Here is a 22,771-nt window from a genome sequence, read left to right as displayed (position 1 = left end):
TAAGAATAATAAAAACAATTTTTAAAACGTAATATCATTCCTTGCATCGTTTTTTTGACCAGAAGGTAGTTATGCATCCCAATCACCAATTAGTCAAATTAATAAAAAGTTTCTATCAAAAAAATCATCAAAAATCTACGTTAGAAATTAGAGAACAACGTGCTTGGTTGTTGCGAACTTTCTTGCTTACTAGAAGACAAGCTGATTGGGTAAATGCTGGGTTTGTTTTACCAACTGTGGCGATGGTAACTTTAGTGGTAATATTACTGACCACTGCAATTTTATTTCGCTCTTTTAAACGCGCTGAAAATGCTAGTAATGTTCGGGTAAATCAGGCAATATTAAGTGCTGCAATGCCTTCGATTGAGAGAGCAAAAGCAAAAATCAACCAATTATTTACTGACCCAACTCTACCGCGCTCTACACCTTCTGATAGCTCTTTATATGATGCTTTCACTAAAAATTTGACTAAATACACCTTTGGTGATGAAACACCCTTAGATGTAAGTTACAACCTTGATGGTAAAAGTGGAATTGATGATAAGAGTAGTACAGACTTAGAAAATCGAGAAGCTATTACCACTGCTTGGAGGTTTCCCGTCGATACAGATAATAACGGTAAATATGATAGCTTAACTTTGTATGGCGTATTTTTTCGTAGCCCCAGTCGTGGTGATGATGCTAAATTTAACCGCGCCCGTACTCCTTTAGATGCTAGAGCACGTCCAATGGGTGCAGGTAAAAGTTGTGGTGGGGCTGAAGGTACTAGTGCTAGTTTAGTTAGCGGTTCTGGCTGGTATCGCCTCGGGGAAGCTCTCAAGAAAAGCTTTTTTGTTTATTCAACGACTGTACCAATTGATGAAAGTTACCTCAAAAGTGCAAGTTTAAATAGTAAAGAATACGAATCATACAAAGGGAATAAAAGTTTTTCTGCTATTGAATTTCAGCAAGATCAAGAACGTATTCCCCTCAGTAATAATGCTGTTGTTTACGAAGATGACTTAGAAATAACTCCTGGTGCAGGTCTGAGACTTAACGGCAGGATTTTTACTAACAGCAATTTATTAACAGGTAAAAGTTATGATGATATCCGATTTTATCAAGTTAGTGACCCAGATTCCTGTTTTTATACTGCCCAAAATAGTAAAATAATTGTTGGTGGAAATGTCGGTTTTGGTCGTATTACTGGTGGTAGTACAAAAGGTGCTGTCAATGTAGATTTATTCAGACCAGGAAATAAGCCTTCACAAGGGAAAATTGACGGTGGTAACAAAACTGCAAATAACAGTTCTGCAGATATAGCCTTTAATAGTCAAGCTTATGCTCAGAGAATTAATTCCTTAGTAGAAAAACAGATTAAATCTGGTAAAGACCCTTCAGAAGTAAAAGATAATATTGATGCTCGACTGGATAATAATCCCGGTTTAGATAAAAATCAGGTTCGCCGAGAAGAGTTAGAATCTTATTTTAGAAAACGAACACGCAAAGTTACTTTCAAGGAAGTTCCTTTCGCACAGAATCCAGGAACTGGTCAACTTCAAGATAGTGGTGATTTATTACGACCCCAAGACTCTTGGATTTATCCTACTAATACAAATACAAAATTATCATTAATCCTCAAAAAGTTATCTGCTACAGAACCAAATACTCTTAAAGAAGAGTATCGAGAAGAAGAGAAATTACTTGGCGATCGCATATTAGTAGGAAATAATTTACCTGCTCTGTGGTTTGATAAAACAATAAAAGATTTTGTCGGTAGTAATACACCTCAATCTGTAGATTATCCTGGTAAATCGGTTACCAAGTGGGATGATTACAGTGACGAGAAAAACAAATATCGCACTCGTACTACTAAAATTGAGCAGCTAGTTAGTTTGGCTGGTGCGACAGATAGAGACGGATTTTTTGAGGAAAAAGCAACAGAAAAACCAAAAAATGTACTTGATAACGTTGGTGGAGTGCGTATTGTAACTGGTGCGGGTATTTATGTTGATGGGGTGACTTACAAACGAGCTGATAAGTCGTTTTTACCCGAACCGCAATGGGATACAAATTTTGTCGATCCTAAAAGTATCGATTCTAAAAGAATTAAAGCCAATAGTCTCAAGTTTAAGAATAAAGACCCAATTATTGTCTGGTCTGATTCTATGCCTATGAGCGGCGGAAGTGGTCAAACCGGTCAAGGTGATCTATTGATGAGAGCAACTGCTGTTTATCATTATGCAAAAGATTACGGTCAAGACCAAGAACCGATCGCTTGTGTTAGTAGCTACTATGATCCAACCAACTCAATTACGGCTCAAAACAATAGTAAGGTAAAAGGTAGATGGAAGAATCCAGACGCTGACTCCAGTACAACACAGGGTAAATCCAATAATGGTATTGTTTATAACTTTAGTAGCAGAAGTAAATATGCAGCTGAATTAGAAAGACAAGCAAGAATGGTATTTCCCAATGGGCGTTTTGTTAACGAACCACTGAGGAAAGCATTAGAAAAATCTACTACAAAGCGGACAGCTGCAGATTATTCTGCAATAGATGCAGCTATTTGTGCCCTTGATATCCTCAAGGGTCAATCCAGTATTTCTTCAACAATACCCCATGGAGCTATTTATGAAACTTCATTTTTAGATGCTCGCCAGGTTAAATCAATTGAAACTGAATCAAAGTTAGCTGACCTTGGACAAGATTACACTCGTAGCCTCGAACAGCGTCAACCCTTGGAGGTCAGGGTAACAGTACTAGATCTTGACAAAATGCGTAAGCACAAGGTTAGTGGTAGTTATAGTGGTGGTGGTAAACAAGAATATTTAATTCCCAATAGTGGTATTATCTACGCGACCAGAGATGACGCTCTACGGGATCTGAGTGAAAGTCCAGATAAAGATATCGATCAAAGAAAATTAATTAGCCCTACGGACTATAAATTAGACCCAACCCGTCGTCCCAATGGAATTATGCTAATTAACGGTAGTCGTCTGGATCGCGATATTAAATTTAGACAAGAAGAAAAAGGGTTAATCCTAGCAAGTAATTTACCTGCTTATATCAAGGGTGATTTTAACCTCCACGCCAAAGGTGGAAACCGCAACAATCAAGTTGAGGAATTCACAGACCGGTTACTAAATGACAAAAATGAAATAAATTGGAACAAATTCTATGACCGTAACAAAACACTTGACTATGACTTTGCTTGTCGTAAAGGTGATAAAAGGCTTCCTAAGTGTACTACAGGAGATAGCTGGCGAGCAGCTTCAGTTTTAGCAGATGCAGTCACGGTACTTTCAGAGAACTTCCGCTTTGGTTTCCGTAACGAAGGGGACTATGACTTAAGAAATAATGAGGGAGATTTAGCTTCTGTAAATTATCAAAAACAAGGTTTTTTGGATAATAACTTTCTTACTAGTAGTAATTGGTTTGAGTCTAGTGGTAACAGAATTGGATATCCAAAAGACTTTGATACTAGTATCAGTGACATTCAAGGAAGTTCTTACGTTAACAACTTTGTGACTCCCATCCAACGGCGAGTAAAGTTTAATGAGTACTTGATGGAAATTTGCCCAAAAATTCCTGTTTCTAGCTGTACTTCAACAGACTGGACTATTGATGGTGGCACAACTACTGCTACGTCTGAAATTGGTAAAAAATACGACAACACCACCCATCGTGCAGGTACAACAGTCGATTTAGCTTTTGATTCCAACACAAAAGATAAAGATCCTGAACTAAGGCGTTATGCAAGGCGTGTTGCTTTTGCTCGTGATGTTGCTACCGGTGACCTGATACTTGATGATAAGGGTCATCCAGTACCTTTAGGAATTAATGATACAGGTGAGATACAAGCATTTCCTAGAAATTCTGTTGCGTCCCAAACCTCTTGGAATGTCGGACAACCCAGATTAAAAACAAATGCTCTCTGGTTTAGAACTGATAATGGTAGTAATTTACCTCCCAAAGATACTTACTATGGTCATGACAAGCCTCTGTTCTACCAAACTATTGATGGAAAGAAACTGACTGGAACTAATTCTGAAGAACAACCAATTTTGGTACCAGTACTGCAAATCCACATGCCCAAGGATGAATGGACTAAGAATAAGAGTGACCGAGATCCAGGCAAAGGTAAAGATCGAGATAAGTTACCCTCAATCAATAACAATAAAAGAGGTTTTGCCGAGGATGCAGACACTTATTGGGTGCAAAGACCAAAAACTACAACTACAAATCTAATTCTCGCCGGTGGAGATACCCCAGCACGACCTAGTGAGTCGAATGGTGGTTTAGAAAACTTTGTACGTTATTTAGAACACTGGGACAATATCAATCACAGTATTAGTGGTTCTTTGATTCAGTACAAACGTAGCGTTTATGCGACTGCACCATGGCAATCTTTGAAAACTGGAAGTGGTCCTAAAAGTTCTTTTGGCTCAGATTACACCCAACTTTACCGCACAGGTACCACAGGTGGAAGAACACCTTTCTACAGAGCACCTTCCCGTCAATGGGGTTTTGATGTTGGCTTGCTATCCCAGCTTCCAGACTTGTTTACCGAAACCTTTACCTTACCCCCAGCAACGGAACCCAATGAGTTTTTCAGGGAAGTCGGTCGGGATGACGAATGGGTAAAAACTCTGTTATGCGCCCAAATCTATAATCCAAGTACTAAGAAAACTACTGGGAAAGCTGCGATTCCCAATAGTCAACGTCCACAAGATTTCTGTAAAAAGTACACACGTGGTTAAACCCTTGGAAATCACGACTTGTAGAGACGCAGCAATGCTACGTCTCTACAGAACAGATTTTGTATCAGTTTTGGATTTACAAATTACCAAAGTCACATCAAAACGCCATGACTCAACTTAAACTTCAAAGAATTCAACCCCATTCTGGTGAAGCAGGTTTTACTATCATTGAATCACTAATCGCTATTATCGTAGTTGGTATTTTACTGACTGCGATCGCACCAGTAATAGTACTTTCCGTTGGAACAAGAGTCCAGTCGAAACGAGTAGAACTTGCAACCCAAGCAGCTAAAACTTATATCGATGGTGTTACCTCTGGATCGATTGAATCACCACCAATCACACAAAAGGATAGTAACTTGATTGCTCAAGTTAATGCTCCATCTGGCAATTTAAATTGCAAAACAGACAATGAATATTGTTCTTCTCCTAAAGATAAAACTTATCAGGTGTATTGTCTTGATGGTAGTGGTGATGGCACATGTAAAAAAGACGATCCAAAAGATATGCTTGTCCAAGCATTTGCTTATAACCCCAGTACTGATGAAGCAAATAGTGGTTATCGTCTAGGAATAAGAGTTTATAGAGCGGATGCTTTTAAAGACGGTAAATCTTTAGAAAAAAGCGATGACAAGAAAAAAGCAACACAGTCCAGTTTTAGTGGAGCAATTAGTAAATTAAAAGCGCCCCTATTGGAAATGACCACAGATATTGCATCCAGAAATACAACATTTGCAGATTTTTGTTCGCGCTTAGAAAACAACAAAAATACCAATTCTCAGTGTAAATAAAACAAATATAGCTTCAATAATTAAAAATCCAATAAATAAAATATGAAGAGCATGACAATGCTGAATAAATTTCATTTTTTTCTCAGCACTAAGTTTAAATATAAACATTTTAAAGAAATTGCAAAAAACAATGCAGGTTTTACTCTCATTGAACTAATGGTAGCAATGGTTTTAGCTGTATTAGTCATTACACCATTGCTAGGATTTATGATTAATATTCTGGACACAGATCGTAAAGAACAAGCCAAAATAAATTCAGAACAAGAAATTCAAACAGCTTTAGATTACATTGCTCAAGATTTACAACAGGCTATTTATATATATGATGCTGATGGAATAAATGCGATTAAAAGTCAATTATTATATTCTGGTTCAACAGATAGAGTTCCAGTACTTGTATTTTGGAAGCGTAAATTTGAGAAAGAGGCAATAGAGCTTGATAAAGTCATAACTGACAAGAAAAAAAATGATGCTTTTGTCTATTCACTAGTTAGTTACTACTTAATAGAAGATAACAAAAAGAACGATGAAAATGATATTTGGTCTAATCAATACCGCATTGCCAGATTTGAACTGAGTGATGGTATAACAGCCGATGACGATTACAATACTAAAGGAAATTCTAAAACAGCAGATCCTGGTTTCAAATTATTTGATTTAAACAAAACTCAAGGAACTTTAGAACAAAAAATGAATGACTGGGAAAAAGAAGGTAATTATCAGAACAGTCAAAATGCTGACGTCTTAGTTGACTATATAGATTCCAGTCAAGGTTTAAAAACTATAGATTGCAAATCTGTTTTTCCTAAAAGTAAAAAAAAGGCAGACTCTTTGAGAGTACCTGCAGTTACAAATAATTTTAATAATGCCAGTTTTTATGCTTGTGTGGATATTGATAATACGACCGCTCAAATTTTCTTAAGAGGAAATGCATTAGCCAGAATCGAACCAAAAAATAACAACTATCAAAATATTCTTAAATCATATTTCCCAATTGCAAATGTTAAAGTTAAAGGTCGGGGATTTATCGGAGTTGAATAAATTTAGATTAAGAATATATGTTTGTTAGACAAGAATAATTTTTTTGATATGTATTAACTTAAAAATGGTTTTACGATGAACATACCAATTAATTCTACAATCAATCCAACAAAGAGAATAAATTACATTATTAACAAAAATAAACTTCACTTTAATAATCTAAATGCTAAAAAAAATCCCTCAGATACTGGTTTTACAATCTTGGAAATTTTAGTTGCGATCGTTATTATAGGAATTCTTGCAGCAATTGTAGGTCCAAGTTGGTTGGGTTTTGTTAACAGACAACAATTAAACAAAGCCAATGATGAAATTTTATCCGTACTCCAAGAAGCACAACGCAAAGCTAAAAAAACTAAACTTCCTTACAGTGTGAGCTTTTCCACAGAAAGTGCTGGTGAGAATAAGGAAGCAAAAGTAGCGATTCATCCCAGTGATTCTAAACCAGATCAATATTGGGAAACATTAGGTAGTGAGCTAGGTCTTAAGGCAAATAAATTAATCTTAGGTACAAATATTGCTGGTAAAAATAAATCTACGAAAACTATATCCTATGCCAGTAAATATAATGAGATAAAACCACAAGCAATTACATTTAATCAAATTGGTGGTTTACCAGATGCAGAGATAAACGATGGGATAAAAGTAGTTGTTGCTATACCTAAATCAGGAAAAGTTACACAAGCTAGTGATGTTAAAAGATGTGTAGTAGTACAGACTATTTTAGGAGGTATGAGAACTGCAAAAAATAACGAATGTGAATAATTCAAATAACATATAAAATTTTATACAACAGTATTTAAGAAAAGACACTGGATACAAAAATAAGATTTATAGTCAATACTTGATTATAGTCAGGTACTTTTAATTAACAGTGCCATGAAAAATAAAAATCATTTAACAAAAGATATTAACAAAAAAATAGATTTTACTGTTGCTGTTCCTACTTACAATGGAGAAACTAGTTTACCAGGACTTTTAGAAAAATTAAAACAACAAATTAATACTGAGGATATTAACTGGGAAATAATAATTATTGATAATAATAGTAATGACAATACAGCAATAATCATTCAAGATTATCAAAACAAGTGGAAACATACTTTTCCTTTAAAATATTTTTTGGAACCTAAACAAGGTGCAGCATACGCTCGTCAACGTGCTATTGATGAAGCAAAAAGTGAATTGATTGGTTTTTTAGATGACGATAATTATCCCGTTTCGAATTGGGTAGAAGAAGCTTATAAATTTGCAATAAAATACCCTCAAGCAGGAGCATTTACTAGCCAGATCCATCCCAAATGGGAAATAGAACCACCAGAAAATTTTCAGCCACTAGCTCCATTTTTAGCCATTACGGAAAGAGGTAATTTACCTTTACTTTACAAACCGCAAACAAAATTACTTCCTCCCTCTGCTGGATTCGTTGTTCGTCGTCAAGCTTGGTTAGAAGGTGTTCCCAAAAAATCAATTTTGATTGGCAGAATTACGGGTAATATGCTTGCAGGGGAAGACTTAGAAATATTTTCTTATATTCAAAAACTAGGTTGGGAAATCTGGTACAACCCAGAAATGGAAACTTATCATCAAATTCCTCAATGGCGTTTGCAAAAAGAATATTTATTACCATTTTTTCGTGGTATAGGACTCAGTCGTTATGTCACTCGAACAATTAACATTCAGCCTTGGGTAAAACCACTTGCTTTTGTTGCTTATATGCTGAATGATTTAAAAAAAATACTTTTACATCTATGTAAATATAGATTTAAAGTCAAAACAGAATTAGTAGCAGCCTGCGAAATGCAATTATTTGTTGGTAGTTTTTTTAGTCCTTTTTACCTTTGGAAACACGGTTATTTCAAGTCGCAATTCTAAATCAATCTTGTAGAGATGTTCCAGAGGCTTAACGCCGACGCCGCAGGCTCTGGAACGTCTTCAAAATCAGAGATGATTATCATTACAGTTAAGCATTAATTATCAACCGTTAACAAAATTATCAGGGATATTCACCAGCACTGTATCTACCAAATTGGTGCATTTATCACGGTGGAATATCTTAAAATGGGGAAATGTCTACACAAAGTTTCTTCTAGCAGTGGTTTTACAGTGCTAGAGGTATTAATTGTAGTTGTAATAATTGGAATTTTAAGCGCGATCGCAGGACCAAGTTGGTTATCTTTCCTAAATAATCGCCATCTTGACGTTGCTCAAGATCGAGTTTACTTCGCTTTACGAAAAGCCCAAAGTCAAGCCCAAAAGAATAAAGAAACTTGGCAAGCCAGTTTTCGCGAACAAAATGGTATCGTTCAATGGGCTGTACATCACGCTTCTGCGAACCCGTCTGGGATAAATTGGAATAATTTAGATCCTAATATTAGCCTAGATAAAGAAACCACTCTACAACTACTTAAAAGTCAAGGTATTAGACAAATTCAATTTGATTATCGAGGTAGTGTGAGAAAACCACCCTTGGGAAGAATTACTTTATCTGGAAAATATGGTGGAAAAACTAAACGCTGTGTCTTCGTCTCAACAATATTAGGCGCAATTCGTAGAGCAAAAGAACGGGATAAACCCAATCGTAAAGGTGATTTTTGTTATTAGAAGGGAACAGGGAACTGGGAAAAACAAAAGTTTGGATATTTTTACTTTTCCCGATATCTATTCCCAATATCTATTTGAATATATATTTCAAACTTGAGAGTTGATTTTTAGCTTGCTTGATTTCTGATGTTGTTATTATTTTTTAGAGGATGTATCGCAATGCATCTCTAAATCACAAATTGCCAAATTGGGTTATTGCATGCAAAAACCACCAAAAATAATGCAACAGCACTTGATTATTTTTAGTCGCTACCCAGAAGCAGGGAAAACCAAAACTCGATTAATACCAACTTTGGGTCCTCAAGGTGCTGCAAATCTTCAGCGTCAAATGACAGAATATATTTTGTCAAAGGCGAAACAGTTACAAAATCAGATACTTGTATCACTAGAGATACGTTTCGCAGGTGGTAACACGCAATTAATGAAAGATTGGTTGGGTTCCGATATTGCTTACCAAGCACAAGGAGAAGGCGATCTAGGAATGCGAATGGCGCGATCGCTATCGGAAGCTTTTCAAAATGGAGCAGAAAAATCAATTATTATTGGTACCGACTGCCCTAGTATCGAACTAGAAATTTTGAAGCTAGCTTTTGAGTATCTAACAGATAAAGATTTGGTTTTAGGTCGAGCGATCGACGGTGGTTATTATTTAATTGCTTTGCGTCGCTCGATTCCAGAATTATTTGTAGATGTCGATTGGGGAACTGACAAAGTATTCCAACAAACTGTGAATATTGCAAAAAGACTCAATTTGGCTGTAGATAATTTACCGACTTTAGCCGATATCGATCGCCCCGAAGACTTAGAAATTTGGGAAGAAATTCATCGCCAAAGAGGTAAGAACGTTAATAATATCAACGGCTAGTTACAAAGCTGTCAGATACATATCCACTAAAATATATCAAGTTTTAGGTCATATTTTGAATTATGTCCTATGGACACGCTTCGCTAATGAATTTTGAATTCAAAAAATTGTCATTGGGGAGTGTCAAAAATCTAATCCCACCAGTTCCCCAGAACCAGAAATTACTTCCCCTATAGCAGAAGCAGAAATATTTTGTGACTGAAAATAACTAATTGCTTGTTCTACACTGTCCTCAGGCACTATTAACACGAAACCAATACCCATATTGAAAGTATTATACATAGCTTGGGAACTTACAGACCCGACATCTGCTAGCCATTGAAATACAGAAGGTACAGACCAACTATTGGGATCGATCTTAATTCCTTGGTTTCGATTCAAACAACGCGGTAGATTTTCTGGAAGCCCACCACCTGTAATATGAGCCATCCCGTTAATCTTCAAATCAGCTTTTCGTGCTCCCAAAACAGCTTCAACATATATCTTAGTGGGGGTTAAAAAAACTTCTCCTAAAGTTTTGTTTCCTAATAATTCCGGACGATCGCTCCAAGAAAATCCCTGTTCGCCAATAATTTTTCTGACTAAACTCAAACCATTGCTGTGTATACCACTACTTTGAAGAGCAACAGCAACATCTCCAAGCTTTACTTGAGAACCATCAAGCATCTCACTCTTTTCAACAATTCCCACACAAAACCCAGCAACATCATATTCACCTCCGGGGTAAAAACCTGGCATTTCTGCCGTTTCACCTCCCAACAAGGCACAATTTGCTTGTTTGCAACCTGCAGCAATTCCAGAAACGACCTGCTGTAACTGTAATTTATCTAATTTTCCTGTTGCCAGATAATCTAAGAAGAATAGTGGTTCAGCACCAGATGTCAATACATCATTGACACACATTGCTACCAGATCTATACCCACAGTGTCATGTCGATCAATAGCTTGAGCTATTTTAAGTTTTGTACCTACACCATCAGTTCCAGAAACCAACACCGGTTCTTGAAAACCAGTCGGTAATTGAAAACAACCACTAAAACCGCCTAAACCGCCAATAACCCCAGGACGATTTGTACTACGAACTAAGCTACTAATTTGTCCAACAAACTCTCTACCTGCTTCAACATCAACACCAGCATCCTGATAATCCATTTTGCACCCTATTAGCCTAAGCATTTTTGCCCGCACTTAATCAGCAAATCTTCTGAAGGGGTGCGCAACCCATTAAAATTAATTTTTGTTAATAAAAGTATTACTGTGGGCAGAGCGTAAGCACAAAGACGACACCTCACATTTATGTTTTACCCACAACCAACCACATGGGATATTTTTTCACTCCAAAGCGTCAACCGTCAATTGATAACAATTTAAATTTTATTTAATACGGCGGATAACCAAAATCATCTTCATCTGGATAAATATATGAGCTAGAAACACTCGCCATTGCTACTTTTTGGGTTTCTGCTTTAGCCACTGGAGGAGTTTTAGCAAAATCTTTGTATTCTTCAAAAGCTTGAGAGATCATTGCTGATTCTTCTGAATCAGAAGCAATTAAATATTGGGTGAGAGTCGCAATTGTCGGATGTTTGTAATCCACCGTTGAAGCAACTAAGACTGTATTAGTGGCGATTCCCCTTTCTTCACATTCGATAATCGGAGAAAAAATTCCATGGGCATGGAACAATGGACCTTTGGGTATCCAAGGCTGTTGACGATATCCAGCATAAGCTTTTTCTAATTCGGCAATAAAACCAGTACTGGGTTTACCTTGTTGATATTCACAGTAAGCTTTACTGAAACTAGCCCCTGCAGCACCACTAAGAGTAAGTTGTAATGGAGTTTTATGCAGAAACTTTTTATTTTCTCCCACTAGGAAGACTAAATAGCGTGTGAAAGTTTTAAACCTGAGTTTATCTGCCAGAAAAGCATCGTAATTTTCTTTGAGGGTACCAAGTTTGACTCCTGTTTCCCTATCTTTAACAGATAATGGTCCTCGACGTACTAATACTAATTTTGGAGTTGCTGTAATAAGTATATTTTCAACCCCAGAACTGAATTCATGCTCCACTTCTTGCCAGTTATCATCTGGTTGAAAGTCTACGGAATGGGCATTATCAAGCTTAATTGCTAAACCATGGTGTTGTATGCCATCTTTGCCGTACCGAGGATTGATCATCTGACACCAAGGAATGACTCGAGAAGGCAGTGCATTATATTTCTCGTCGTCAAAATCGAATTTTGCAGATGCTTTCATCTAAAATCCTCCGGTAGTTTGGGAACCACGCCTGTACCCAGCGCAGTAATAAATTAGCAAGGCTTAAACCTTTTTCTGCGGAACAGGAGCCGCTATTGAACTGGCAAACAAGAATTGAATTTTGTTTTTCTTGTTGGTGAGTATTACAAATCATTTACAGTGATATTTGCCAAAGGTGACTTTAAGACTAAAAGTCTCATAAAAACTGTGCGTACCAGACAACAGTTATATTTCAGTAATCACGATTGGGGAACACATAACTTTTTAATTAAACTCTATTCTTCCGTGAAGCGATCGATAGTGCAATAGTTTTTAATTGGTACTCTTGATTCATTGACTTTTACAAACCCACTATTTTTTGCCTTGAAATACCCCAAATACAGTCTTGGCAAGCTTCTGGCGATACAAATTAATATTCTAATATGTTACATTTGATTCTTGATTTATATTTTTTTAATATTTTTTTATCCCCAATCATCTCTCTAAAGACTGATACCCTTTCAAGCCAAGAGTGATACAAATAGTAAACGCTGACTCTTTTTCACAACAATTTAAAGTGTTTCGTCACACCTTAACCTTGTAAGAAAAGAGAGTTTGTCCTAGTAGCAAACTAAGCATAAACTGCAAGAACAGTTCAACTAAATCGTAAAATTCTTCCGATATTCCTGAGGAAGAAAATTTTTCGTCTATGCGGTTTCTAACTCTAAATATTTAGTGCCCCGCCAATGGCTTCGGGGCACGGTTAAATCTCTATCAAAGGTTTTCGCTTTATTAGTCAATGCCTGCTTAGCACACTCAAATCACCCAGAGTGAGTACACTAGAAAACACAATGTTCGACAAAAAGTATTGTGACTAACCTTGTACAAAATGGCTAGGCAAATAGCTGAACAAAGCACTTGAACAGAATGCTTTGACAAAAACACTTCATAGATCAGTAACCTAGCTGCTCTATTACTTTTTGTCTGTCTTCTGTGGATAATATGTTAACAATCTTGCTTTTGAAGAATTTAGTCCAAACCAGAAAAATAAATTTCTTCTATCAGGAAATAAGATAGCAGATAATTTCTTGTTGAATCAAAACAATTGAATCAAAACAAAATAAAGCAAAACTATTCCAATACCAATTTTTTCATAGATTATGTTACATAGAATGGTGGTGATGCATATTACTGACCTCAAGTGAATCCTGACGTTCCAGTTAGGTTTCTTTAGGAAATCACTAGTATATATGTAATTGAAGTTTAAGTTAGTTGAGGTATCATCTATACTCTTACTCCTAGGAATGAAGTCTTAACATAAATATTTGCGTGCTAATCATGACTGATTTTAGTTCATTCAAGTGAAAGTAATCAAAGTATTACGATGAAGGAAGCAACAAGAATCAATGAAGAACGTTATTGTTCTTATTCTACAAACGAGATAGATGTTTTTGATATTGATACACAATTTTTCCTGTCACTTCTGTAATACTGAGGCCATCTGTTTGTAATTCCACAGCATCTTCTGCCTTACGTAAAGGAGAAACTGTACGGGTACTGTCTTTCCAGTCGCGTTCTGCAATGTCTTTTTCTAATTGTTTTAAATTAATTGAAGATAGACCTTGTGCTTCATAATCACGTTGACGACGACGAGCACGCTCCTTAACAGAAGCGGTGAGAAATATTTTTATTTCGGCATCTGGAAAAACATGAGTTCCAATATCTCTACCTTCAGCAACTAAGCCACCTTTCTTACCCCAATTTTTTTGTTGTCTGACTAATGATTTTCGTACAGATGTTTGAGCTGCAATTGCCGAAACATTTGCTGTGACTTCAGGAGTACGAATCACTTGAGTTACATCATTCCCATCAATCCAAACTTTGACTGGTGATTGTAAATTGGAAGTCGGAGTAAGTTCAATCTCGTACTTATCGGCTAATTCAGCAATTGCGCATTCATGATCGAGGGCAATTCCTGTTTGTAGTACTAACCAAGTAATAGCCCGATACATTGCGCCCGTATCTAAATACACTAGTTCTAGCTGAGCAGCAACTTGACGAGCAACAGTAGATTTACCAGCTCCAGCAGGTCCATCAATGGCGACTATCGGCTGACGATCGCGCAAAATAACATTATCAATTAGACGAGTAGAACCAATTCTAGTTGCGATCGCGAGCATTCCTTTCTCCTTAACTTTTTCTATTGGCATTAGGGTAGTCGGTTCAACCAATTCGATATATTCAACAGATAAAATGCTGACCTTTGCCAACTCTTGTTGCACTAAAGCGATAAGTCTGCTACTATTTTTTTCCCCGGCACAAAATGCATTCTTAGCTTTTTGCAAACTGCGGTACATGACCGTTGCTTGCTCTTTCTCAGATGCATTCAAATATTGATTGCGGGAACTTAAAGCCAGACCATTAGCTAAGCGTACTGTGGGACAGGGAACAATTTCCACAGGCAAATTTAAATCAGCCACTATTTTTTGGATTGTAGCCAGTTGCTGAAAGTCTTTTTCACCGAAGTAAGCACGGTCAGGCAAAACCAAGTTAAAAAGCTTGGTCACGATCGTTGCTACGCCGTGAAAATGTCCTAGCCGAGAACGACCACACAAGCCAGATATCATAGCAGATGGTGGAGTAACTTGTGTAACTTTAGACCCTTCTATATTCTTCAAAGGTACTCCCATTTCTTCCGGAGTTGGTGCAAAAATGGCATCGACTCCAAGTTTTTCGCAAATTTGTGCATCCTGCTCTAATGTACGAGGATAACGTTGATAATCCTCATTTGGGCCGAATTGCAGAGGATTGACAAAAATACTGACAATTACAGTCCTGTTTTCTTGTCGTGCCTTTCTAATCAAACTCAGATGACCCTCATGTAATGCTCCCATGGTTGGGACTAAACCAATCGCAGTTTGGAACCAGGTACTAACTTCTGCAAGTTGTCCTTCCTCCGAATGCAAAAAGTTTGTTGCCAAACGTTTTTGTTGAGCTACATAACAGCGTAAAGCTGTAACACTCGTCAGCAAGCGCACAAATAACCCCTAGTTCTAATCTATCTATTCCCCGTTAGTTTATAAAATTTGAGCGAGAATGCCATCGATATAAAATTTACGAACAGCTACAATTTTATGTGTTTTGTAGGTGGTTCACTGGCTAATTAGTCACCTTAAAATTAGATATAGATTTATTTATGAGTTACTCCATAAGTCGTTACTGGTATTGGTTGATTTTCCCTGGGGGTGCTCATTTTAGGCTAGATCCACTCACTTTATAGATTTGTTCTTAGGTCTTTGAACTAGATCTGGATACTTAGCCAAATAAGCTTTACTTCATACCAAGAAATTTCAAAGAACTAAGATTTATTGCTAATTTTATATAATTTTAAGGATTAATGAATTTTTTTTTGCGTGACTCTTACTTACTGAATGCCAAAGAAACGATCACGAAGAACATTATTTCAAGTATCTTTACAAAAAGATACTCCCTGGAATCCTTGTTTGGTCTGGAGTTTAAGCTATAGAGATAAAAATAAAATAACAATAAAAATAGTAAAAACAGAGGTCTTATAATTAAGAAACCTCTGTTTAAGAAATATATAGATGCAGTTAAAAAATAGCTAATTACTATAAGTAATTTTACCTACCAATTACTTCAACCCTTACTGGTGCAACACCACTACTAATCATTCGCAATCTTCTTGCTGCTCCAGCAGAAACATCAATGATTCGACCCCGAATGAAAGGACCTCTGTCATTAATGCGTACTACAACAGAGCGCCCATTGCGGGTATTAGTAACTCGAACTCGCGTTCCAAATGGGAGAGAACGATGGGCAGCAGTTAAACCTTCAGGATTATACCTTTCTCCTGTAGCCGTACGATTACCCGAACCATCGTAGCCATACCAAGAAGCCCAACCTCTTAGAACTCTTCCCCTTCTTGCTCGTTTCCCTAGGTTTCTTCTTTTGCGAGTATGATGACTAATGGTCTTAGGTTTATTTTTTTCTTGGACAACCTTTACTGGTTCTCTAACAGGTAAATTTTCAACTTTGCTTACAGGTGGAGCATAACCAATTAACCTCCGCAAGCGATTGGTTATTTGTAGTGCATCTTCTGCTAAATTTTTTGTGCTTCCTGCTAAAACAGTATGTTCATCAATTTCTAGTAGCTTGGAATCGCTAGCTTTGATGGCAAAGATATCGTTTTTATAGTGTTTGACAAATGAACTTTTATTTTGTCCTGATTCAGCAGATGCTAGCTTTCTCTCGCCTTTCCAATTAACTGTAATTTTACTGGCGTCCGCATTTGTATGAACTAAGTGATTAATTCGTTCTACTAACAAATTAGCTTTACGAACTGGATTGTTAGTCTGTGTCGGAGACTGATTGGCTATTATTTTTACAGAGTTATCAGATATTGTACTGAGTGCTGCTGATGATTGACCTAAGAAAGTAAGAACAGGAATTTGGCGAATGTAAACTGTTGCAGCATGTCTTCCTTCTAACTTATGAGATACGACTTGTGTGACTAATTTTTTTGCTGCACTTGGTTCATTGTGAGATTTATTTCCAACTAATTCCGCGAAAATGGTTGATGCTGGCCGATTATTAATAACATTTCCTTTAGTTGTTTGAGCGCGACCAAGTTTTGGCATTCCTAATATGGTCGCGAACATAGCCACTAAAATCCAAAAATAAAAATGTTTTTGATTCATGCGTCCGAATGTTAATCCACTCAAAGAACTGAAGTTTGATTTTCCGGGACGTTACACAACAAACGTAACTAGATTCCCCTTGCCTCGAACTCGTTCTGTTTTTACTTTCCGTTATTAACTGCAACAGACTAACACAAATTGTTAAATTTGGGGATCGGCAATTTAGCGTAAACTAGTGTTAATTTATCAATTCCAAGTTAAATTTTCAAGAATATATCCTTCCTACACAAGGGTTTTAGGTTTTGAGCATTTTGATGATTAAAAAAAACAATCTTAATTGATTATTAACAAACTTTGACATTCAACTTGCCAGCTAAGTATTAAGCTTTTAGACTGTCATAATCGATGTAACTCGTAAACTTATAAACATAATTGATAAAAAATATAAATACGTTGCTAGCAAGTGATTATTTACAGTTTGAAAAACTGGAAAAATACTGAAATTAACATATAGTTATCAAACATATATAGAAACTATAAACTAGCTCATAATCCTTTCATATCAAGAGAATTATACTTGACACTACTTTACCTTGGTGGAGATTCAAAACTATCCCCGTACAAAAAAATCACTCATGAATTAAGTTTGCATTTTGATGCAATTTAAATACAAAATTGTATGTTTGATAATTAAAGTGTACTTAAGTATCAATGCAGCAGTATAAAAATATAAAGTTATAAAATTAAGTGTAGTAAGATTAGAAAATTAAACTTTAGTTAAAGATTAGATAAATTTATTGTGAAATAAAAGTTGTATTTGCAAATGACATTTCTTGATTTTTGGTTCCCAGAAAAGTAGTTAGATGAAACTCTTCAGAAATAATATTTTTGATGTTCGCAATTAACGCAATTTATTTGTTAGTTGGATGGTTGTGAGAGAAAAATTACAAGTACTATCATCATTGCAATCTATCGTAGAAGATTTACACTGCCAATATAAGTCTCTGCAAAAAGGTGTAGTTGCAAACTATATACCAGAACTGGCAAAAGTAAATCCTGATTTATTTGCTATTTGCTTGGTGACGGTAGATGGTGAAGTTTATCAAATAGGCGATCGCGATCAATTGTTTACAATACAATCGATTTCCAAAGTTTTTGCCTATGGTCTTGCTTTAGAAGATTGTGGTAGAGATGATGTTTTGACTAGGGTGGGTGTAGAACCGACAGGCGATGCATTTAACGCGATTATTTTAGACGAACAATCGAAACGACCTTATAATCCGATGGTGAATGCTGGTGCGATCGCCACCACCAGTTTGATTAAAGGTGCAGATGCAACAGAACGTTTAAACAGACTGTTGGAAATGTTTCGCCAATATGTTGGTCATGATGTGTTTGTTGATATTTCTGTTTTTACTTCCGAACGAGCTACGGGACATCGCAACCGAGCAATGGCTCACTTAATGCTCAATTTTGGTATGATTCAACCCAATATAGAAGAGTCTTTAGATCTTTATTTTCAGCAGTGCGCAGTTATGGTTAATTGTCAAGATTTAGCAGTAATGGCAGCAACTCTCGCAAATAAAGGTCTTAACCCTATTACTGGTAAGCGGGCTCTCCAAAGTACTTATGTCAAAGATATTTTGTCGGTGATGTACACCTGTGGGATGTATAACTTTGCCGGTGAATGGGCTTATAAGGTTGGTCTGCCAGCAAAAAGTGGTGTTTGTGGAGGTATTATTGCTGTGGTACCAAATAAGATGGGTATTGGAGTATTTTCGCCACCACTCGATTCAAGGGGTAATAGCGTTCGAGGTGTAAAAGTTTGTGAAGAGCTTTCTCGTATATTAGGTTTGCATTTGTTTGATTGTTGCGATAGTTAATTTCGGGACAAGCATTATATGTCCTAAATTAATAACAATCTTGAGAAAGTTGTGATGTTTGTTCGGGCTAAAAATAAAATCTGAATTCAGCGTCTAATTTCTTTAAAGCGTTCTTTTGCTTGCTTGAATGCTTGCTCCATGACAGATTGAATTTTTTTTGGATCGGGTTTTTTCCCACCCATTAAGTCACCAAAGTAAACGCAAACACCTTCACCCAAAGCCCAAGTATAAGCCGCAGCCCATGATGCAGCAATTACACTGCCAAGCCCAGGGATAAATTTAATTAACTCTCTTCCTACGGCTTGTGCGACAAAACCACCTGCGATTGCACTTACTATACCTCCAGCCTGAGATGCATTTAAAGTTTGCCCATACAAATTACCTAAAATTCCTACCATAGATACTTGCAAAGCCGTAAGTACTGGCATAGTGGCAAAGGGTAATGGAACAGCTGCAAGGGTCGCAGCAATGATGGCAAATGCTAACATGTAACGTCGCCCTACATCGCGGTAAAGAGTGCCTATTTCTTCTCCTGCTTCTCGTTCTAGTAGCTGATAAATAGCATTAGCTTCAGCTTCAGGTAGTAATTCTGCTAAGTTATTTCTGAGGTCTTCTAAGCCATAAAATACTGGAGCGAAACCATCTTCTTCCAAGGTGAAGTCAATCATTACCGAGCGGTCGCATATCCCCCTAAAATTTTCTTGCAGAGCAGCAAATGTCCGGTTAACTTCCTCAAAATCCGGTGGATGTTGGGGATGATTATCTACGGTGGGAGGGTAAACTTCATGCAAACAGGTAACTGCTAATAAACAAGGAATATCCGGGTATTTCTGGCGTAACTCTTGGGCTATTTGTTGGAGGGAATCCGTAGCAAAATCATTAATTTTGACCGTGAGAATTAGAATTCTGGCACCGCGACTTGGCTGCTGTAAATCTTCAGTCAATTCCTGAATAATGGACTGAGTATTTTGCTTGATATCCCCAATTCCAACTGTGTCAGTAAAAATCAGTAAAGGTAAATCATCTGAAGGATAGGAATAGCGACTGGTATGCTGGGTATGAGGTCGAAATCCTTGACCAACTATTTCCCCTGATACACCTGTAATTCCACGTACTATTGAGCTTTTACCGGCTTGGGGTTTACCAATCAAAACTGCTTCTGTTGTTGGTAATTTAGTTCTAACTGACTCCAAAATTTCTGCCACTTGAGCTTCATTGACCCTGAACCATTCAGCAGAACTTTGTGTAACTTGTTCGAGGGGCAACAATTGCATTAAACTTGCAGTAGCCTTGTCCCAAATACTTGACGTACGATTTTTCCAGGAATCTTTTCCTGAATCACCTGTCTGAGTGTCAATAGATTTATTCGATTGCTGAGCATCAATTGATGAATCCTCAGGATCGCGTTTCTGGGTCATAGAAATTTTGCAGGAAATCGCAACAATTTGTCGGCAGTCTAACTGCTTCTAATTTTACCCGCGATTCAAGTCTTCGGAATTTTACGAATCAAGCAAATGCACCCAAATTTAGAGCAAGCTTTTGAATTTATAAGTACATCATCCTCAATAAAACCGAAAGAGTCGGCTGTAGTTGAAGCATTGCTTGAACGAGAAAAAATAACGAAACAAACCAAAGAACGTTATAAATATTCACAATTACTGGGAAGTTGGCGTTTAGGTTTTACCACTGGGACTAAGAAAATTAAGCGCCGGGGTGGGATTATTCTGGGAGCAGGAAAATTTTTGCCAAAGTGGGTTAATATTCAAATTTCCTATTCTCAAGTAGAATCCGAGCAAAATAAAGGAAGAGTAGAAAATTCTGTAGAGTTAGGATCCCTAAAAATTATTCTTACAGGTCCATTTCTGTTTTGGGAGAACAAAAATATTCTTGCTTTTGATTTTACCCGAATGCAACTATATTTCTCTGGGCTCAGGATCTATCAAGGCTATATTCGGGGTGGAAAAGAACGCGAAACTAAGTTTTACCAGCAAAATTTAAAAGAACAAGCATTTTTTACATATTTTTTGGTGCAGAATAATTACATAGCCGCTAGAGGTAAAGGCGGTGGTCTAGCGTTGTGGACGAAAACAAATATTTAGCATAACGCTTACCTGCTGTCTGTCAGCTATTAAGAACGCAGATGTATATATTTAAGTGCCTAAATGGCATACGATATGTGATTCCATTATTTTATAATCATTAACAAATACTCTTCCGAGTGAGATCTAATTGCCTATTGTCGAAATTAATTCTTATTCGCTTCCTTGCTAGTTCAAGAAAATCATAGCGAAAAATATATCTACAAAATCTTTATTTTCAGAAAATGGGAATGGAGATTAATTCGTTATTTGTTTATTCATGAGTAAAGGTCGATCGCTTAGACGCACTTAGCAGCCTTCGGCTTGCCGCGTCGAGAACGCGCTACGCGAACACGCGCATGCCTGAGGGGCACCGGAGGTGAACGGCTTATCACACCCATTAGAAGAATAGATGATGACCTGTATTCAATTCAAAATAACAAAAATAAATAATAAACAAGTCCAAAATTAGGAATTTATATAAATGACTCAAGTGAATCAATCTTCAAGAACCCTAGAAACAATAGGGGATGAAAACTCTATTCAAGCACCTAATTCTTTTGCAGAGGCTGTTTTGGAAATAAAAAGCTTAGCGGTCAAAGAAATACATAAACAAACAAAAAAACAAAGACTTTACTATCATAACTATGCCCATGCGAGTGCAGTACAGCAGAGAGCAACAAAAATCTATCAAGAAATTTTACCCTTTTGGGATCTAATCTTCCAACATACTTCTGTTCCCGATCCAATTCGAACCAAGCACATTATAGATATATGTGCAATATCACATGACATGGTGCAAATTTTTGTTCCAGCTTCAAGTTTTCAAGCTTCAAGAAAGAGGGAAACTGGTGTCAGTGAAAATGCCACAATTATAAAAATCATTGATTATATACAAGAACTAAATAATAAATACTCTCGAAAGTACCCCAATCGTACTCCTTTATTTACTAATTCAGACTTACAGGTTATCCGTAAAGCAATAAATGCGACTGTTTGCATGTTTGATGCGAGTGATAGTTCTGCTTACCAACCCGAGCTTTACAACTCAGAAAATGAAATAGATATTGTTGCTAGAGTTATTGCCTTATCAGACTTAGGTGGATTAGGAATAGAAGGAATTAAACAATATTTTGCAGAAGGAATTTTGTTATTTTTAGAAGATAATCCAGATGCGATCCCACTAATCCAAAAGTTATCTGCGAATAATTTTAATTATCATAGTTTATTAAAAGAGTCTTCTGAAAATCTCAGACAAACTTTGCTGAGGAGAGCAAAATTTCAAATCGATTTTGCCAAAGGTCGCGTGGCAAGGATAGATAAAGAGTTGCAAGGTTTGCCCCCTGAAGTAATTTCAGTTTTGAAAAGTAATGTGTTTGTATATCTTAAAGAACAAACAATTGAAGAAATAGAATCTATTACTCCTACAGATATCAATACAAGTTTAGAAGAATTAATTAATTTTTTTGATTTAGAAAAGTATGTTGCGACTCTACTGTAGTAATCATAAAATAGTTTTCACAAAATAATTAGTAAATTTATTAATAAATCAATAAATATAAATCAATCTATTTTGCTTGCCGTCAGCTTATAGTTGGCAGTTATAAATCTAAAAAGGTGAAGCGAAATAAAAGTGAAATCTTAATACCTACGGACAAGTAAATAATCAACGCATTCATTATAGACCAAACAAAAAAGCCTCCCATTATTGGGAGGCCTTTTCTATTCAGTTTCAGTTAAATCTAAAAGATTAACCGTTGATTACAGGAGCGCTTACAGCAACGGGAGCTACTTCACCTGCAGCCAAGTCTAAGGGGAAGTTGTGAGCGTTACGCTCGTGCATTACTTCCATACCTAAGTTGGCACGGTTGATGATGTC

15 protein-coding genes and 1 pseudogene are annotated in these 22,771 nt (G+C 36.7%); 10 read left to right on the top strand and 6 right to left on the bottom strand.

Features of this window, described 5'->3' with window-relative positions:
• The first annotated feature begins 71 nt into the window (after positions 1-71).
• The 7 genes from hpsA to QNJ50_RS17900 all read left to right on the top strand — a co-directional run bounded on the left by hpsA (position 72) and on the right by QNJ50_RS17900 (position 10,040).
• Entirely contained in the window at positions 72-4,742 is a 4,671-nt protein-coding gene (gene hpsA, locus QNJ50_RS17930) for a hormogonium polysaccharide biosynthesis protein HpsA (protein WP_300637669.1), read from the top strand.
• Positions 4,743-4,849: 107 nt separating this feature from the next.
• Complete coding sequence (gene hpsB, locus QNJ50_RS17925) at positions 4,850-5,533, top strand: hormogonium polysaccharide secretion pseudopilin HpsB (protein ID WP_300637667.1); 684 nt, start codon at positions 4,850-4,852, stop codon at positions 5,531-5,533.
• Between the two features lie 57 nt (positions 5,534-5,590).
• Positions 5,591-6,574, top strand: coding sequence for a hormogonium polysaccharide secretion pseudopilin HpsC (gene hpsC, locus QNJ50_RS17920; protein ID WP_300637665.1), 984 nt, complete (start codon positions 5,591-5,593; stop codon positions 6,572-6,574).
• 75 nt (positions 6,575-6,649) lie between these two features.
• Complete coding sequence (locus tag QNJ50_RS17915; RefSeq protein WP_300637663.1) at positions 6,650-7,336, top strand: type II secretion system protein; 687 nt, start codon at positions 6,650-6,652, stop codon at positions 7,334-7,336.
• 114 nt (positions 7,337-7,450) lie between these two features.
• A complete protein-coding gene (gene hpsE / locus QNJ50_RS17910) occupies positions 7,451-8,446 on the top strand; it encodes a hormogonium polysaccharide biosynthesis glycosyltransferase HpsE (protein WP_300637661.1) in 996 nt (331 codons plus the stop codon).
• A 186-nt stretch (positions 8,447-8,632) separates the two neighbouring features.
• A complete protein-coding gene (locus QNJ50_RS17905; protein WP_300637659.1) occupies positions 8,633-9,175 on the top strand; it encodes a prepilin-type N-terminal cleavage/methylation domain-containing protein in 543 nt (180 codons plus the stop codon).
• A 199-nt stretch (positions 9,176-9,374) separates the two neighbouring features.
• Entirely contained in the window at positions 9,375-10,040 is a 666-nt protein-coding gene (locus tag QNJ50_RS17900; RefSeq protein ID WP_300637657.1) for a TIGR04282 family arsenosugar biosynthesis glycosyltransferase, read from the top strand.
• Between the two features lie 123 nt (positions 10,041-10,163).
• On the opposite strand, the gene purM is transcribed toward QNJ50_RS17900, so the two are convergent.
• The 4 genes from purM to QNJ50_RS17880 form a co-directional block, all read right to left on the bottom strand.
• Positions 10,164-11,192: a phosphoribosylformylglycinamidine cyclo-ligase gene (gene purM, locus QNJ50_RS17895; RefSeq protein WP_300637655.1), complete on the bottom strand. Its 1,029-nt coding sequence runs from the start codon at positions 11,190-11,192 to the stop codon at positions 10,164-10,166.
• A gap of 226 nt (positions 11,193-11,418) precedes the next feature.
• A complete protein-coding gene (locus QNJ50_RS17890; RefSeq protein WP_300637653.1) occupies positions 11,419-12,294 on the bottom strand; it encodes a DUF5895 domain-containing protein in 876 nt (291 codons plus the stop codon).
• A 1,409-nt stretch (positions 12,295-13,703) separates the two neighbouring features.
• Entirely contained in the window at positions 13,704-15,311 is a 1,608-nt protein-coding gene (locus tag QNJ50_RS17885; RefSeq protein ID WP_300637651.1) for a bifunctional pantoate--beta-alanine ligase/(d)CMP kinase, read from the bottom strand.
• 603 nt (positions 15,312-15,914) lie between these two features.
• Positions 15,915-16,991, bottom strand: a complete 1,077-nt coding sequence (locus QNJ50_RS17880; protein WP_300637649.1) for a septal ring lytic transglycosylase RlpA family protein — start codon at positions 16,989-16,991, stop codon at positions 15,915-15,917.
• Between the two features lie 866 nt (positions 16,992-17,857).
• Between QNJ50_RS17880 and glsA the strand changes: the two genes are divergently transcribed.
• Positions 17,858-18,814, top strand: a complete 957-nt coding sequence (gene glsA / locus QNJ50_RS17875) for a glutaminase A (RefSeq protein ID WP_300637647.1) — start codon at positions 17,858-17,860, stop codon at positions 18,812-18,814.
• An 86-nt stretch (positions 18,815-18,900) separates the two neighbouring features.
• Here glsA and QNJ50_RS17870 read toward each other — a convergent pair whose 3' ends face one another.
• Positions 18,901-20,232 (bottom strand): GTPase, encoded by a 1,332-nt coding sequence (locus QNJ50_RS17870; protein WP_300637645.1) that lies wholly within the window; start codon positions 20,230-20,232, stop codon positions 18,901-18,903.
• 96 nt (positions 20,233-20,328) lie between these two features.
• Here QNJ50_RS17870 and QNJ50_RS17865 point away from each other — a divergent pair, with 96 nt between their 5' ends.
• Positions 20,329-20,913: a hypothetical protein gene (locus QNJ50_RS17865; RefSeq protein ID WP_300637643.1), complete on the top strand. Its 585-nt coding sequence runs from the start codon at positions 20,329-20,331 to the stop codon at positions 20,911-20,913.
• A gap of 463 nt (positions 20,914-21,376) precedes the next feature.
• Complete coding sequence (locus QNJ50_RS17860) at positions 21,377-22,393, top strand: hypothetical protein (RefSeq protein WP_300637641.1); 1,017 nt, start codon at positions 21,377-21,379, stop codon at positions 22,391-22,393.
• Between the two features lie 249 nt (positions 22,394-22,642).
• On the opposite strand, the pseudogene QNJ50_RS17855 reads toward QNJ50_RS17860, so the two are convergent.
• Positions 22,643-22,771, bottom strand: a pseudogene (locus QNJ50_RS17855) (photosystem II q(b) protein); the annotation flags it as partial.

The sequence above is a fragment of the Mastigocoleus sp. MO_188.B34 genome, assembly GCF_030065675.1.
Classification (GTDB): Bacteria; Cyanobacteriota; Cyanobacteriia; order Cyanobacteriales; family Nostocaceae; genus Mastigocoleus.
This window is presented reverse-complemented; position numbering and strand designations above follow the sequence as displayed.